Source organism: Nocardiopsis sp. LDBS0036 (genome assembly GCF_041228755.1).
In the GTDB taxonomy this organism is placed as follows: Bacteria; Actinomycetota; Actinomycetes; order Streptosporangiales; family Streptosporangiaceae; genus Nocardiopsis; species Nocardiopsis dassonvillei.
In genome coordinates this window covers 6,581-25,366 of record NZ_CP141103.1, presented here as the reverse complement: position 1 = coordinate 25,366, position 18,786 = coordinate 6,581, and the positions used below count along the sequence as shown (strand labels likewise).

1 protein-coding gene is annotated in these 18,786 nt (G+C 72.3%); it reads left to right on the top strand.

Annotated features, from left to right (window positions below; genetic code table 11):
* Nucleotides 1–349: 349 nt before the first annotated feature.
* Nucleotides 350–18,730 (top strand): ADP-ribosyltransferase, encoded by an 18,381-nt coding sequence (locus tag UIS43_RS00020; RefSeq protein ID WP_370012120.1) that lies wholly within the window; start codon nt 350–352, stop codon nt 18,728–18,730.
* The last annotated feature ends 56 nt before the right edge of the window (nt 18,731–18,786 follow it).

The following is an 18,786-nucleotide window of genomic DNA, read 5'->3' as shown; positions in this document are numbered from 1 at the left end:
CCGGCCCGCAGGCAGCGGCGCACAGCCTCCGACCCGCCGCCACCAGGCCTCGCCTCCGAGCGCCGGAGCGGCCTCCCCCGGAACGAGCCCTGACGCGAGGGGAACGGGAAAAGAATATCCACCCGGTCCCAGGAGAACCGTTGCGGAAATACTCAGCGCGCCAACCCGGTGGAACATGTTGCAGAAAACTTCCCCCGCCTCCATAGCGCGCCCGTGACCTCCGGAAATTCGCCGGGGATCCCTTGGACCGGGGTTCGGCTCCGGGTAACGAACCACCGATTCGCGCGTTTTCTCCGGTGTTACCTTCGTGGCCGCGCAGCGGCACCAGGGGGTAGAGGGGGAGACGCGTATGCCGTTGGACCACAACATGTCCGACTCCTCACGCGGCGCGATCAAAGTCCTCACCGGCATCGAGGTCCCCAAAGCCAGCCTGGCGACTCTGGGCCGCGGCTCTGAGGTCTACGCCGAACTCGACAAGCGCATCAAGGTCCTGGACGACCTGTTCGACCTCAGCCGCGTCCACGCCCGACGCCACTTCAACGGCAACACCGCCCGCAACTACGAACACTCCCTGGACCAGTTCACCACCGGCGACAACGACTACGTCGGCTCCGCCCGCTCCAACGCCGCCACCATGTCCAGCGAACTCTTCAAGGCCCGCGCCAACGTCGAGTACATGCACATGATGGTCATCGGCCAGTTCGTCCAACTCCTGGCCGAGATCGCCTGGGCCATCGCCACCGCCAAGTTCACCTTCGGCGCCTCCTTGAAGTGGATCCCCATCTTCAAGGCCATCCGCAGCCTGGCCATCCGCCGCATCCTGACCTGGCTGCTCATCACCGTGCCCGGCCACCAGATCATCAGCCAGATCTTCGCCAGCATGGACAGCATCATCCAACGCATCCAGATCGGAAGAGGCACCCGCCACCACAAAGACCCCAACCTCACCCGCAGCGCCCACATCGGCGCCACCATCGAAGGCGCCCTGTCCGCCGTCTTCTCCGCGGGCATGGACGGACTCTTCAGCAAACAACTCACCGACCTGTTCAACGACCGCGTCGCCCGCATCACCGACCTCCCCGACCCACCGCCCCTGGTCCGGACCGAGCCCGACGGTGGAGGGCCGCCCCCGACCGGCCCCCTCAACGACGCCCCCGACGCTCCGCCTCCCGGACCCCCCTCCGGGGGCGGACCCGACGGGCCGCCCACCGGTCCCGTCAAGGACACCCCGCCTCCCGGCAACCCCAACCGCGACACCGACACGCCACCACCGCCCGGCGGCGGGCCGGACGGGCCGCCCTCCGGCCCGGTCAAGGACGACCCGCCAGCGACGAACCCCGACCGGGGACCGGACTCCCCCGCGCCCAAAACCACACCCGAAACCACACCCGCCCCCAAGGACGGGCCGCTGCCCCCGCCCTCGTTGAACAAGGACCTCGCCGAGGTCTTCGTCCGCCACAAGGACGAGTTCCTGGTCCCCTACAACCCCGCAAGCCCCATCGGCGCGGGCGTCTTCGACAACGCCGCCAAAGCCGCCGCAGCACGCAACGAGTTCGCCGACCTGTTCGCCCGCCACTTCGGCGACCACATCGGAGACGCCGCAGCACGCGACCTCGGACGCGACTACGCCGACACCCTCGCCCGCAACTGGACCGACCCCAACCTCGCCCAGCACCTGCGCGACACCATCGGCGACCGCCTACCCCCCACCGCCCGCGACCACCTCTCCGATGTACCGGTCACCCTCCAACAGCCCCTCAACGACTACTTCTCCAAAACCAGCACCTACGCCCAACAGACCGGTGGCAGCATCGGCACCGGAGCCCTGGAGGGCTACCTCGGTGAAGGCCTGGGCAGCATGGCCGACGGACGCGGCTGGGAGGCCTCCGTCTGGTCCGCCACATCCGGTGCGACCCAGGCGGGCATCCAGCAGGGCGCCACCGACGGCATCCTGCACGGCGCCGACCTGTTCAAGGACAAGGACAAACCCGACCTCAACACACCCCCGCCCCAGACCGAGAGCAGAGGTTCCGGCAACCCCACCGACGACCGCACCGACCCCGGCGCAACCGACCCCTGGTGGCGCGGGGACGACGACCCCGGCCAGAACGGCGACCGAACCCCCGAACGCAACAGCGGCAACTCCCCCGCACCCGCACCCGGCGACGGAACCCAGCAAACGGACGACCGCGACGGCGAACCCACCCCGTCCTCGCGGGACGACGAACAATCCCTGTACGACAGCGACTCCGACAGCGACACATCCTCCGTCTTCGATCGGGACGAGAACTCCTCGCCCTACGACAGCGACGACGAGGCCTCACTGTTCGACACCGACGAGGCCACCCCCCAGCAGGACACCACCACCGAGAAACCGAACGGGAAACCCGGACCCGACACCCCCTCCGTCCCGGGGCCGCGGAACGAGCCGCTCGGAGTGGACTCCCCCGACCCCAGGACCGGCGACGCCCCCTTCCTGCCGGGCACGAACAACGGCCCCCTGGCCGCCGACTTCCTCAACGCCATCGTCCCCGACAACCCCATGGCGGCCACACCCCCCGACGCCGAGCAGACCACACCGAACACGGGGAACACCGGCGACCGCGACACCGCGGACCCGATTGACCGCTCCGTCCCCGAACAGGAGCAGCAGCAGGACACCGCCCCCGTCGCCGTCGCGCCCCCGGTCGGCCAGGCGGCCCCACCACCCGCACCCGCACCACAGAACCCGACCCCCGACACCGGCCAGCGCTCCACACCCACCGAGCGCGGCGGCGGACGTCCTTCCCAGAGCACCGGTGACACCCGCGCCCAGGACCCGTCCACCCGACAGACGACCGGCAACGGCCCCCAGGTCGCCACGGAGAGCGCGCCTCCCGTTATGGAGACCGTGACCACCGGCGACACCACCGGGCAGGACGACCAGGTCACCTCGACGGACGAACAGCGCGCGAACCCCCACACCGCACCCGCCCCCGACGCCCCCTCTCCGGCCGACGTCCCGCTGCCCCCTCCTCTCGTCACCGAGAGCGGACCGCCCCAGGACACGGAGGACACCGGGCACACCCCCTCCGAAAGCGACGGCGGACGGCCCGACGATCGCGAGGAGGACACCTCCCGCGACGACGACCGTTCCCAGGACCGCGACAAGGACCAGTCCGGCGGCAGCGATGACCGGTCCGGCGACGGCCAGCGGTCGGGCGAGGAGAGCGGCGACCGCTCCGGAGACGGTCGGGAAGGCTCGGGCGAGGGCCGGGACCGGTCCGGGGACGAGAGGGGCGACGGATCCGACGGCGAGAAGGACAGGGACGGCGAACGCGCGGACGACGACGCCGAGTCCGTGCACGAGGAGGAGTCCACCGACGCGGAGGACGGCCAGGAGCGGGGCGACAGCGACGGACGTTCGCCCCAACGCACCAACGACGACAGCACACCGGACTCCTCCCCCCAGCGGTCGATCAGCGACGGCGCGCACACCGCCGAGAGCACGTCACAACCGGATACCGCGCCCACGGCTGAGCAGCGGACCACACCGGAGGACGTCCCGCCGTCCACACCGACCGTCGCCGAAACCGGCGACGGCCAGCGCGACACCGACCTCAGCACGGAGAACGCACCGCCTCCGCCGCCCGTCACCGAGAGCGGTGGCGACCAGCACGACACCGGTCCCACGTCGGAGAACGGACCCCCTCAGGACACGGAGGACACCGAGCACCCCCGTGCCGAACGCGACGCGGAACAGTCCGGCGAGCGCGACGAGGACAGCGGGGCGCCGGTACCGGGTGCCGGGGACCCCGCGCGCGCCGCCGAGACCACGACGTCCGACACGGCCGAGGACACGCCGGCCCCCGCCCGGAGCACGGACACGGACGCGCCTGCGGCACCGCCCGCCGCCGGACCCGAGCGCGCGGCGGACAGCGGCTCCGACACCCCCGCGAAGACGCGCACCGACCCCGCCGTCTCCGGGATCGACCCGAGGGCCGACGCCCGCGCCGCGTCGGTCCTGGACCGCCTGCCCGAACTCACCCGGGCCCTCGCGGACAAGGACATCCCCAGGGCACGGGCGCTGGGCGCCGAATTCTGGAGATCACTGCGACCGGTCGACGGTCCGGCCCCGGAGAACCGCTCCATCCGCGAGGCGCACACCCTCGCGCAGGCACTGGTGTACGTCCTCTCCGACCCCTCCGACAGGCGCGTCCCGCTGAGCGGCGAGTCCATCCCTCCCGAACGCGTCCGGGACGCCGAGACCCTGGCCCGTGGCATCGACCGCCACCTCCGGGACCGCCACGACCCGGTCCGCGCCCGGCTCTGGCTGCCCGGCGGGCGGCTCACGACGGACTACGTCCGCTACGCGATGCAGGACCCAGCCGACCGGGGCCCCTCCCCCTACGGCGCACCGGCCCCGGTGACGACCGTCAACACGGCGCTGGTGGACGGCGACGGAGACGCACCGGCCCCGCAAGGACGATCCGGGGAATCGTCGACGCCGGACCGCACAGCGACGGACAACAACGACCCCGCCGCGTCCGGGTCCGGGATGATCCGCCGGCTACCGACCGGGGCCGAAACCGACCGCTACGGCGACCTCCTGCACGACCCCGCCTACAACCCCAACACCTTCGACGCCCTCCCCACCGCGACCCAGGACGCGGTCTCCGCCTACACCTGGTCCGCCTGGCTGAACGACTTCGCGCGGCTGCACCCGTTGAACGAGGCGACGGTGCAGGCCGAACTGGACCGGATCCGGGAGGAGAGCCGGTCCCACCCCGGATGGCAGGTCTACGAGATCGGCGGCGGCCGCTGGCCCGACCTCACGCAACTACGAGAAGCCGCGCAGCGGGGCGGGCTGAGCCCCGAGCAGCAGCGGATCGTGCGGGGCGTCCTCGACAACCGGTATCCGGAGGCGGCGCTGGAGAACCTCCGCGTACACTCCGGACGCGCGGGCGAAATCGCCGAATCCCTCGCCCTGGGCGGGGAACCGGCGCACTTCCCCGACGCCCCGGAAGTCCTGGCTCTGTTCCGGCGCCTGGACCGCGCCACCGGCCACCCCTTCCCCGAGGGCTTCGAGGCCGTGCGCGGCACGTACGAGTACCAGCACCTGCTGGGCGAGGGCAACACCGATCCCTACACCCTCGCGGGGACCACGCACGTGAGTCCGGGGTATTTCTCGGCGTCCCTCGGTACCGTTCCGTCCGCGGCGGGCGGCTCCTCCATCGACCTGATGCGGCTGACCGTGCCGCAAGGCTCCCACGGGCTGTGGGTCGGCGACCGCAGCCAACACCCCCGCGAACGCGAGGTGATCCTCACCCGGGGGACCCGCTACCAGATCACCGCGGTCGAACCCTGGGGGCGCGGCTACCTCTTCCACGCCCGGATCCTGCCCCCCACCCACGACGACGGGCCCACCACCACGGCCCCGGCCTGGACGGGCCAGGCACTGGAGCGCATCGACCAGGCCCTGAACGCGAATGACACGGCAGCGGCCCTGACCGGGATACGCCAGGCGGCGCAACGCCTCACCGCTGACCTGGCCTCCACTCTCCGGGATGCCGACGGCCCCGACCGGACCGCGACGATCGACCGCCTCGAAGGGCTGCGAGACGCGGCCGAGCACCTGGCGGACCGGGCCGGGGAGATCGCCGACACCGCCCCCGAAGCGGTCACCGCCGCGGTCGCTCTGGCCGCGGACCTGGCCGCCGCCGCGCAGAGCGTGGCCGCGCGCGCTGGCGCCGACGCGGCCGCGGCCCGCGACGCGATCCCCGAACCGTCCGAGGTGGACCCGGAGAACCCGGACCGGATCACCGACGCCGCACGCGAGCGCGACACGGCCCTGACCCGGGCCGGGGAGGCCGACACCGCCCGCCAGGACGCCGAACGCGCCGCCCACATCGCCTACGAGGCCGCCGACACCGCCACCCGCACCGCCGGGGACGGGGCCCGGGTCGGGGAGGCCCGCGCGGCCGCCCAGAGGGCGGACACCCATCGCCGCGACGCAACGGCGGCCGCCCAGGACGCGGCCGACCGGCACGAGAGCCTGACCCGTACCGTCAACGTGGCCGCGAACATCGCCGTCGGTATCGCGCTCGGCGACGCGGCCTCCTCCCGCGGCGACGCCGCCGCGCGGGCGGCCGCCCTGGACCGGGCGCGGTCCATCGCCGACCTGACCCCTCCGGGCTCCGTCGCGCGCGCGAGGCTGGACATGCGCATGAACATGCCGGGGTTCTCCAGCCCGTTCGGCTCCAACAACCCCTTCGCCTTCGCCGTGACCGACATCGCCGGGCAGGTGCGGGACCCCGACGGGGAGGGCACCGGAACGAGCGGCGCCGACCTCGACTCCCTGGCCCGCGGCCTGGGGCTGACCGGCACCGACGACACGGAGTCAGCCCGGTCGGAGGCGTCCGGGCCCGCGACCGGCACACCCCCCAGCGCCCCGGCGGAGCGGAAGCCGGGGGCGGACCCCGCGGCGGACCCGCTGCCGGACACCTTCCACAGCACCCTCGACACGCAGACCCCGCCCGGCCGGAGCGGACCGGTGACCGGGGAGGAGTCCTCCGACCCCGGGGCCGCGCCGTCCCCGCGGCCGGTTCCGACCCAGTCTGCGCCCGAGCCGAACACGAGCGACGAGACCACCGAGGATGCCCCTGCCGAGAACGGCGTTTCGCGGGAACGGGCGACACCGCCGGGCCCGCTGACCACCGGGACCGGGGATACGACGGCGGAGGCGGTGCGCCCGTCCGCGCCGCCCGGGGCCGAGACGCGCGTACCCACGGAGGAGACACGGACCAGGAGCGGAGAACACGAGGAGGGCGCGCCTCCCCCGCCCGCTCCGACCGAGAACGACGGCACCGAACCGAAGCCGTCGGTGCGGCCCGTCGACACCGACGTCACGAACACGGAGCACGCGCCCCCGCCATCCCCGCAGCATGAGCACGACACCACCGCAGACCCCGTCGAGACGGTGGACGCCACGGGCACGGAGCAACCTGCGCCGCCCCAGCAGGAGAACACCGACATCGCCGCGGACACGACGAACCCCGAAGACACGGAGCAACCTCCCCCGTCCCCGCAGGAGAACACCGACACCACGAACACCGAGGACACGGAACAGCCTCCTCCGCCCCAGCAGGAGAACACCGGCACCACCGCGGACACGACGAACCCCGAGGACGCGGAACGCACGCCCCCTCCCCCGCCTCCGGAGGAGGACCCCCGCACCACCACCGACGGCACGGAGACGGAGCGCCCGCAGACCGACACCGGCGACACGCGGCGACGCGAGGAGCCACCGCCCCGGGACTACCCGGGTTCCGTGCGGCCGGAGCGGACCGGCACCCCCTACGACCTCGGCTACCTGCTGACGTCCAACCTGGTCAACTCCAGCATGATCCACGCCGAGCACCTGCGTTCGTTCGTGGACGACACCCTCGCCAACGACGCCGGACACGTCGACGCCACGGTGCGCGACACGGTCAGGGAACAGATCGACGCCCAGGCGCGCGAGCAGACGGGCGTGTTCTTCCAGCCGGAGGGTTTCTCCACGACGGTCAACGGAGCGGACGGCTCCAGGTGGCAGGCGAGACTGCGGCTGAACCCCTCCCGTGAGGGTTTCCACCACGCGCCCACCCAGCCGAAGGAGGGCTCGGGCCCCACGGACCTGAAGCTGGTGGACGAGGCCGGGGAGGCCAACCCGGCCGAGGGCAGCGGCAGCCACGGCGGCACCAAGTTCATCGGCATGGGGTTCCAGGTCTCCCCCCTGCTCCTCGGAACGGTGGGCGGCGCCGACATCGGCCCCCGCTTCACGTTCAGCTTCTCGGGGGGAACGCGCCAGCGCCAGTCCGTGGACACGGCGGTCAGCCTCCACGACGGCTACAGCAGCTACGAGATCAAGGGCAAGCCCGAGATCTACGCCTCCGACCTGACCATGTCCTTCGAGCTGACGCCCGTCCACGTCCCCCAGACGCGGGCGCCGGGCAGCGGCACCGCCCAGGCGAACCGCAACGTCCCGGTCGACGGCACCGCCCCCAACACCACCACCGACAACAACAACGTTCCCGCTGACAACACCGCTCCCAACGACAACGCTCCGAACGGCGACGCACCGGCGAACGGCACCACCCCGCCGGACCGGGCCGTGAACGCCCGGGCCGAGTCCGCCAACGGGGTGGTCCTGGTCCTTCCGGGCGCGGTCGCGGCCAACACCGGCCCGGAGACGATCCGCCTGCGCGACCCCTTCGCGACCCAGGACCACCAGCGCGGCCGGAACGACGACGACAGGCCCGTGGGACCGCACGCGGACAAGGGCCACCCCGTGTCGGTCGGCGACATCCGGTTGAGCGACGGGTCCTCCGACAGATCCTTCCCCGACTGGATCGCCGACCACCTGTGGTCCCCGGAGCAGGACCGCGGGTGGTGGAAGTCCGCGGTCGACAAGGTGACGCCCGGGTTCGTCGACAGGCGCAGGCAGCAGAAGCTGGAAGCCTTCCACGACCAGGTCGGGGGGACCTTCTCCAAGAAGTCCATCCGCAACAACCTGCCCGAGATGACCTCGGGGCCCGCGGTCTTCACGGTCACCGACCCCTCGGGCAGGCCCCGGCTGGTGAGCATCCAGTCCGTGCCCACCGCCTACGACGTCAAGCCCCACACCATCCAGCCCGCGAAGTACATCAAGGGCAACAAGGCCGAACGCGAGAGCGGGAGCTCCGTCCGGCACAGCGACTTCCTCGGCGGCACCCTGGGCGCGGGAGTCAGCGTCGACGCGGGGGCCGTGGGCGGCACCCACAGGGCCCGTGTGGACGCGATAGCCGTGGAGGGGGGTCTGCGGGGCCGGTCGACCGCGGAGAGTTCGCAGCTGTCGTCGGGGGCGGTCAACCGCATGAACTACGGCAAGACCGAGTCGTCCGCCTACGACGTGCAGCGCAACTACTACGTGCACTTCGACGGCGAAACCGAGGTGTACCGCTTCCAGGGCGACACCGTCGAGATCCTCACCGTCCAGGAGGCCCGCATCCTGAACGGGGACGAGCCCTCGGACAAGGTGCCCGCGCCTCCGGCTCCCGTCCGGACCGAGGGGAGCGGTACGGCGCCCGAGGCGGTGAACCCTCCCGGGACCGTTCCCGACACCACGGGGAACCAGCAAACCGGAACCGACGGAAACCGGCAGACCGACACCACCGGGGACCAGCAGGCCGGGACCGACGGAAACCGGCAGCCCGGCACCACCGGGGACCAGCAGACCGGAACCGACGGGAACCGGGAGACCGGGACCGACAGGAGCCGGAACGCACCGGACGGCGACGACCGGAACGCGGACACCGGGACCGAGGAGCGCGGTCGGCAGCGGGAGAACGCCCCGGAACAGGAACGGCCGCCCGGGCAGCAGCCCACCGAGGAACGCCCCGACGGGGAGGGACGGCCCGAGGCCCTGCGGCCTCCCCGCCCGAACCTGGCCGAGGAGAACCCGGTCACCTTCCACGGGGCCGTGCCCCGCGACTTCACCTGGCCCGACGGCAGCCAGTACCGCGACGTCGACGGGCAGCAGCGCAGCATCTACCAGCACATCGCCCACCAGGTGCTGACCGGGCTGGCCGACAAGCTGCCCGGCATCGTCCTGCCCGACATGGCCCGCGACCCGAAGAACTTCGCCAGGCGCCCCGGCCACGAGAACAGCGGCCCGTTCACCGGTTCCACGCGCGAGCACCGCCCCTTCCGGCGCGACCACGAGGTCGCGGTCTTCAACACGCACAGGATCATCGACGCGATCGCCGCGTCCGAGTTCAAGAGCGGCACGGACGGCCTGACACTGCACGGCCAGCCCGTCCACCTGATCGACACCGGGAGGTTCGACCCCAGCGCCCTCTTCAAGTCCGGCCAGAGAGTGATGCGCTCGCCGTTCGTCGCGGTACGCGTCAGCGCGGACTTCTCCTCGCTCAGGCACGCGGGAGAGACCACGAGGGGCACCGGAGGCGAGTACGCGGGCTCGTCCGAGATCAGCACCGCGGACGGCTCGCAGAAGCGCAAGACGGTCCGGTTCTCCTCCGGCGGCTACATCCGCCGGATCGACGCCGTCGACGCGGCCGGCAACCCGAGCGACGGCGGCGTGTTCTCGGTCTCCCTCCAGCTGAGCGACACCAAGGGGAAGAGCCGGGGCCTGGGAATGAGGTCCCAGAGCGAGAGGACCGTCCAGTACGCGGAGGACTCCAGCGTCTGGAACTCCGGGGTCCGGTTCAAGGCGAGGCTCTACCAGGACGACGACCTCGGCATGGTCCTGGGCGGTGACACACCGCTGGCCGAGCGCGGACAGGACCTGCTCAGCCGCCCGATCGAGGCGATGGCCACGATGGACACGGCCAAGGCGGTTCCGGGCGGGGAACGCGGGGGCCGGGACGAGACCGCCCCCGCCCCGAGGGTCACCCGGATCCGGCCGATACCGGTCGACCAGGCCCAGGAGATGATCGACGGCCCCACGAGGCCGACGCCGGACAGGGTCCGCAAGACGCGCGACCTGACCGGCGGTGTCAAGAGGCTGTTCGGCGGGGAGCGGAGCCAGCGTCCCCCGGCCGAAGAGGGTACGGCCCCGGCACCGGGCTCAGGGACCGCGCGGACCACCGGCCAGCAGAACACCGACGCGCAGCAGGACACCGGCTCCCAGACCGGTGACGGCCAGCGGACGCCCGCCCCCAACACCAACACCAACACCAACACCAACACCAACACCAACACCAACACCAACACCAACACCAACCAGCCGAACACCGAAACCGCGCAGGACACCACCGGGCAACAGAACACCGAGACCGCTGCGGACACCACCGGGCAGCAGGACACCGGCTCCCAGAACGACGGCGTCCGGACACCAACGGCGACGGAAACCAGCGGCGACGTCCGGACACCGCCGGCGACGGAGACCACCGGTGACACCACCGGACAGCAGAACACCGACACCGTCCCGGCACCGGACACCGAGACCGCGCAGACCACCACCGGGCAGCGGAACCCCGCGGAGAACGCCCCCGACACCCGCCCGATCGAACAGCGCCGGGCCGAGAAGCTCCGCGACACCCCCACCACCGTCGAGAACGTCAACACCCGGTTCACCACGGGTGACGGCAACCGGGTGAGCAGCCTGCTCGAAGCCACCTACGAGAGCTTCTCCTCCATCGCGCCCTGGGAGAGGGACACGGGCGGCCAGCGCCCCTCCAGAGGGCTCGGCTTCGAGCGCAAGCTGCGGCACTTCCTGAAGCGGGGCGAGGGAAGCCGACGGTTCTACGAGAACGCGCTCTCCCCGGAGAACCTCGCGGACAACCCGGCGGCGCGCTCCTCCGGCGGCGCGCGCACCCGCACGGAGACGAGCGGGGGCCCACTCTCCCCGATGCACCTCCGCACGACGTCGTCCACCCGGTTCGACATCGACTCGGTCGACCGCTTCGAGCAGTCCGACGGCGCGGTCGTCTTCAAGAGCAAGAACACCCTGGAGACGTTCTCCAGGGACGGGAGGCGGACCGACCTGACCTTCCTGGCCACGGGCGGAGGCCGGGTCAACCCCAACCCGATCCAACCCGCCGAGCAGCCCGCGGGCGGGACCGCTCCCGCGCCCAACTCCGCGAGCGCCCCCCTGATCCAGCTCGGCCCCTCCGCGGGCAAGAGCCTGTTCGACCGCTACACCATCACCAAGCCCACGTCGAGGTTCAACGAGTCGGTCGAGTTCCACCCCAAGATCCCGATGTCGTACTCCTACTCCGCCTCGGGGCGCATCACGCAGGCGCTGGAGTTCGTCAAGAGCTGGAGCATCGGGCCGACCTTCCCCCGCTCCGCGCGCTACCGGGGCTGGCAGGCCGACTCCGACAACCTGGAGACCGGGCTGATCCACATCCGCGACGCCCACGCGTCGGGCATGGTCGAGGACAAGGTCGAGGAGGTCGACGGTGAACTGGTCCGCAGCCCCCAGCCCGAGCCGGAGGCGCCCGGGTCGGTGAAACCGCGCCCGGGCTTCGAGGACTCCGGCATGATGCTCGACCCGGTCAACCCCGACGAGGCCATCCAGAGCCTCGTCGACGACCTGGCCTCGCAGGGCTGGCAGCTGACCAAGGGCAGCCGGGAGATCATCCTGAAGGCCCTCGACTCCCACACCGGGCTCAACCCCAACACCGGGGTGCCGGTGACGTTGAAGATCAGCCCCATCGACCACTCGATCGGGAACCTCAACGCCCCGACGACCGCGCCGCTGTCCCTGGACGCCACCGTGAAGCTGCGGCTCGACAGGAGCAACGCGAAGGTCGAGTACCTGGGCGGCAAGACGGAGTACCGCCAGCGTCAGGGGTCGGAGGAAGGGGACCGGCTCCAGCAGGGCAACGAGAGCTCCGCGTTCCAGGGGGCCCACGGCTCACTCCTGACACCGCTGCCCCAGTCGGGGGGCGACCAGCCCGGGGGCACCACCCCGCCGAGCCGCCCCTACCTGATGGGCCTGCAGGGTGACGGCACCACGACGAACGCGCGCGGCGGGGGCGGGGTCGTCCGGGACACGGACAAGCGCTCCACCCAGCTGACCATGGAGACGCCCTACGCGCGGGTGTCGTCGGACACCCAGCTGACGCTGGACCTGCACATCTCGGAGAAGCAGGGCACGGCCAACTCCCTTCTGGGGGAGACCCCGGGCTCGCGCACGCGCGACTTCACCGGCACGGGGAACTCGGGCCGGGCGCAGGAGCTGTACCCGGCCTTCTCCCTCGACCTGCGCAACGAGGCGAGCACGACCGGGGGGAACGACACCCCCCGCACCTCCACCGACGGGAACGAGAACCCCCGCACCGCACCCGGGGGAGACACCACCACCCGGACGACCGACCAGGGCGACAACAACCCCAGCACCACGCCCGAGGGTGGCGACACCACCCGGACGACCACCGACGGAAACAACACCCCCCGCACCACACCCGAGGCCGCCGACACCACCCGGACGACCGACCGGGGCGACAACGACAGACAGCCCGGCGGGCAGCGGACCGGGAACCGGACCGCACCGGAGAACCCCTCCAACGACAACCACGCCTCGCTGACCGACATGGCGCGCTCCCTGACACGCGACATGGACCCGCGGACCCGGGACGCCTTCAACGACGCCGTGACCCTGCTCGAATCCGTCGAGAACAAGGGCAAGGACATCCTCGACCTCGGCCGGATCGTCCTGGCGAAGTCGTTGGGCTGGAACCCGCCCGCGAACGCGGTCGCCGACGGGCATTACACCCCGCAGGCCGTCGAGAAGGCGGCCGACTACGCGGCGGACAAGCTCAAGCTGAACTCCCGCAACAACGCCATCGACCACGCGCTCACCGAGCTCGGCATCAAGGCCTCCTTCGCCGAGGCCAGTTCGGAGAAGGGCGCCGAACTGCCCGAGCTGGGTCCGACCACGTGGATGATGCGCGCCATACCCCACCCGGAGACGGCGCTCATCAAGGACTACAACCCGAGCGTGCGCCTGACCGACTCCTCGGAGACGAGCAGGACCTTCTCCCCGTTCCACAACGAGTCGTCCACGACGACCATGGGTTTCGAGGCGCGCCCCTCGGGACGCACCGGGACGGGCCCTCCGACGACGGCCACCCACTACGGTTCGGCCAGCAACACGGGATCGTCCACGTCCGGAGGCGACACCGCGCGGGGGAGCAGGCCGAAGGAGCCTCCCCACTCCGACCGTGTCCGTACCGGACCCGGCTACCTGGTGGAGATGGACACCGACGTGTTCATCGGGGCCAGGACCGAGCTGAGCGGCCCCTGGTACAAGCGCTCGGCGCGCTACGTCGGGGACAAGGCCGCGTCCGCGGGCCGGGCGGTGCGCGGCGCCTTCGGCGGCCGGCGCACCCCCTCGCCCGTCCCGACCCGCCCCGCCCGGTGGCAGCAGGGCCGGACCACCGTCAAGACGACCCGGTGGATCTCCCACGGCGACGCGGTGCGGATGGGTGTCATCACGCCCGACCACGCCACCCGGATCGCCCCCCTGACCGAGCGTTTCGCCCGGATCCAGAAGGCGCTCGGAAACGCGGAGAAGGCCTACCTGGAAGCGCGCTGGCCCCTGGACCAGGCGGCCTCCGACCGCATCGCCGCACCCGACGACCCGCGGGTCCGGCAGCGTTACGAGGACCTGGAGGGCGCCTACGAGGACCGGCGGCAGGAATTCGAGGGGGCTGTGCGCGACTGGGTGACGGCGCTCCAGGAGCTGCGCGACGGTCTGGGCGACCCCTCGTCCCTGCCCAGGCCGCGCACCGCGACCGCACCGGACCTCGACACCATCCAGGAGGAGCCGCCTCCTCCCCCGGCCCCGCAGCGGAACGCCGATGACCCCGCCGCCGATCCGGAGGCCATCGAGCTGCCCGAACGGAACAACCGGCAGCCCGGGCAGGAGGGACGGCGGCCCGAGCGGGGCGACACCGCACCCAACCTCCTGGACACCCTCGGCTCGGACCTCAGCATCCGGCCTCGGGAGGCCGGAGAGGAAGCGCCTCCCCAGACCCAGCAGCGGAACACCCCGGACCCCGCGACCACCGAGTCGCCCGAGCGCGACGACCGGCCGCAGGAGGACGTGCCGAGGAGAGTACCCGAGCCGAGCCCGGCCGAGGTGCTCGAACGGGCGCGGCAGAGACTGGCGCGGGACATGGTGATGGGCAGGGCCCTCCAAGGCCAGGAGGGCTCCTCCCGGAACGGGACCGCCCCCACCGACAACCGCCCGGAACGCCACTCACGCAACCAGACGAAGGGGCCCCTCAGCCACACGGACCAGCGTTCGGGCCCGTCCTCCGAAACCCACGCCCGGCCCGGGTCCGCGACGGTCCGGAGGCCGAGGACGTGGACGACGCCGACCGGGGAGGACGGGAACGGGCCGTCCCAACACGATGCGGCCCTATCCGGCGACCAGGCCGGAACCGGTCGCGGCCCCGCCCCGGAGCGCGTCGACGACCCCGCCGACGGGTACACGGCGAACGACGAGGAGAACCTGTACGACGCCACCGACCAGGAGTCCAGCGACGAGGAGGAGGCGCCGCGCGTCCGCTGGCTCGACAGGCACTACCCGGAGGCGGCCTCGCTCAGCGAGGAGGAACGCGCAGAGCTGATGCGGTCGCTCATGGAACGGTCCATGGCGGTGGGCCCGCCCGTCCCCGAAGGGTTCCGGTACGACATGGACCTGGGCGGGCCCGTCGACGCCGCCTGGCTCGAAACCCAGGGAGCACAGGGCTTCCCCTGGGAGTCCGACACCACCGCCCTGCCCGGGCCCTCCACGATCCCGAGTGCACCGCAGCAGCAGGACCGCCCCCTCGACGACCAGGACCAGCGGCCGCAGCCGGCACCGTCCGAGGACGACGCGCTGGCCCGGGCCGCCGAGGACGCGGTGTCCACCTTCGACGGACAGCGCCTCCCCCTCCACACGCGGACCGGGACCGATCACGACACCCTCCCCCAGCCGGACCAGGACACCCTCTCCGAGGCGTCCTCAGTGGACTCGGAAACGCTCAGGGACATGCGGCTCCGACTGGAGCGGCTGATGTCGTCGGACCCGGCCCCCTCCGAGGGCGACCGGCCGGCCCCCGAGGACACCGGTCCGACGGGCGACCACGGCCCACAGCCCTCCCCCGCGCAGACGGAGCCGCAGGGGCTGGAGGACTGGCTCCGTACACGTAGGGACCAGGACGGACAGCAGCCGCTGTCCGCCGAGGCGCCGCAGAGCGTGATACACGTCAGCCAGCTGAACCGTCACCCCGAGGCGGCCTCCACCGACCCCGGAGACGAACGCGCTCCCCAGCCGCCGGAGATCGACCCCGCACCGGAGGAACAGCGCTCCCCCGACCGAACTGGGACGAACCCCGCTTCCGAGGACCGGCCCGCCCTCCGCCGTCCGCAGCCCCGTGTCCTGCGCGTCCCCTCCGCGAACCCGGACCGGAACGAGTGGAACAACCGGCTCCAGGCCATCCAGGACTGGCGGACCAACTGGGAGCACGAGGCGCGGACACCGGAGGAGAGGCAGCGTCTACGAGAGGACTGGAGGGCCAAGTGGTCGCTACCGGCGACGACCCGGCCGAGCGAGAACGGAACCTCCCAGGACGACGCCGGCCCGACGAACGGCCACGGTCCCCAGCGCTCCCCTGGCCAGACCGAGGCGGATCGCGCCCCTGGGAACCGGCCCGTCCCGCAGACGGAGACCGCCCCGGCAGGGGAGGGGCCGCGCTCCTCCACCCCGGCCATGGCGAACCCGGACCCCGACAGCCCGCAGCAGAACCGCACGACCACGCAACCGACCCAACCGCCCCCTGAAGAGGCCTCCAGCACCCGGTCCCAGCCGTCCCCCGAGGAGACCTCCAGTACCCAGCCCCGACCGGCGCCCGAACAGGCCCCCGTCCCCCAGCCCCTCACCCGGAACCGGGACGACGAGGGTTCCTCCACCCTGCCCCAGGAGCGCACGGACACCTCCCGGCAGGAGGGGAGCGTGCCCTCGGCGGAACAGACTCCCCCGGCCGCCGACCCGGAGTCCGACCTGTTCGCGTTCTTCGAGCAGGAGCTGAACGGTCCCGCGAACACCGGAGGCGGCGTCCCCGCGCAGGACACCGCGCACGCACCCTCCGGCGGGGGGACGACGACCCGGCCCGCCCCGGCCGTCAACGACGGCCGGGCCCAGGAGACCTCGGCCCCCGGGACAGCGCCCGAGGCGACCGGGTCCGACCCGTCCCGGAGACAGCACGAGCCCGAGGATGGGGAAACGGCGAAGGAGCCCGAGCACACACAGGACGAGGAGAAGAAGGAGGAGGACACCGAGGAGGAGAACGAAGACGCCCCCACCGACTCCAAGGACCAGCGCAAGGACGAAGGCGGCGACGACGGCGGCCCCGACAAGGGCGGTTCCGGGGGGAACAGCGGGGACCGGACCGGCGGCAACGGAGGCTCCGGCCAGGACCGCTCCGGAGGCGAAGGCGACCAGGGCGGCAGCGGTGGCAGCGGTGGCAGCGGCAGGACCGGTGAGGGTGACCGTTCCGGGAACCGGGACGGTTCCGGGGGGAAGGACCTCGGGAAGCAGGGGGAGGACCGCTCCCCGCGTGGAGCCCACCAGGGCGGCACGAACCGCGGCCGCGGCGAGAGCCCGGCCCGCCCCGGCACCGACGCGGACCCGGTTCCGGACCTGGTCCCGGACACGGACTCGGACGGCTACGACAGCGACGACGACCTGTCCCTGTACGACCTCCCCGACACACCGGTACAGCGGCCCCGCGGCTCAACGCTCGACGAACCGCTGGTCCGACCGCCGTCGGACCAGGACGGCTCCCCCTCCGACTCCGTGGACCGGAAGACCTCGGACAAGGAGAACGGCTCGCCCGACGCCCTCGGCTCCAAGCCCTTCCCCGACGACTTCCTGGGGCTGCTCAACCCCAAGGCCGACTTCGACCAGCCGCTGCCCAGCTCGACGACCGACTTGCTGGTCATGCCCGTGTTCGGGGACGACGGCCGCTCGGGGAACCCGCAGGGCGACCCGCCCCGCAACCCGTGGGGGAACGACCAGGCACCTTCGAACACACCCGCCGGCTCCACGGACCGGGGCGGCGACGGGCAGCCCCGCGGACGCGGCGGCAGCCGAGGCGGCCGAGGCGGCGGACCGGTGTCGCGGGGACGCGGGTACGGCACGCCCCCGCGCAGCCAGGCCGGCCGAGGCGGCCCTCCGCCCGCGTCCGGACCGGCACAGCCACCCGCCCAGAGCGGCGGCGCCGGCCGGCCTCCCGCGGCGGGCGCGAGCGGGCAGCCTCCCGCCAGCGCTCCCCCGCGCCCCGTCTGGGGCGGCGGCGCCTCCCAACACCTCTTCGGCGGCACCGGAACCCCACAGCCCGCCGGCGCGCCCGACAACCCGACCGGGGACACCACGCAGGCCCCCGCGCCGCAGAGCAGCGCCCCGTCCCGCAGGGGAGACCCCGGCTCGGCCATCAACCTCGCCGGACTCGACGACACCACCACCGAGGACCACCGGTTCCCGGAAAACCTCAACGACGGCCGCGTCATCGGCAGGATTCCCGAAACGCGCGTGACGAGGGACGCCGAAGGAAAGATCACCACCGTCGACGGAAAGCCCCTCGCAGACTTCCAGTTCGGCCTCGTCGAGGCACGCGCGAAAGAGGTCAGGGACCTCTTGGAGAACGGGGCCAGGGTGAAGATCACCTCGCTCAGGCCGGGGTTCAGGCCGGGAAGGGACGGCAGGGTCCCCCTCGAAGCCCAGGACCTGGGAGGGGAGCCCGGAGCGGTCAACTCCATCGTCGTCGACCGCGTCTCCGGACTCGTCGCCGAGGGCATGAACGGGAGAAGGGGGACCTCGTTCATCCCGCCCGACAGGGAACACCCCGAAATCAGGAGAAGGATCGCCGCCATGAAGAAGCCCGGCGGATACGACGTCTACAAGGGCAAGAAGCCGACGGGCGAGAAACACCACTTCCCCCTGCCGGACGCACCCGACCGCCACGCCGAGGTCAAAGCCGTCAACGCGCTCCTCATGGCGAGGAGGAACGCCCGGATCAGCGACTTCCAGATCGACAACGTGTTCACGCTCAAGGAAGACGAGTGGACCCGCACGGGCTGCCCCTGCTGCGCGAACTGCAGCAGGATCACCTGGGGGGCTCCCGCCCCGCGCGCCGGAAAGAACACCCATCCCGTCGGCCACCCCGACTACAGGATCGTCTACCCCGACTGGACCCCCGCCGATGCGCAGAACTGACCACACGGAGCTGCGGTTCCCCCCGGGCGAACGCGTGACACACCTCGGCAGGCCCT

What these genes read in the sequence shown, in the direction of transcription:
- UIS43_RS00020 (WP_370012120.1), top strand. Translation starts at nt 350, where the DNA reads ATGCCGTTGGACCACAACATGTCCGACTCCTCACGCGGCGCGATCAAA.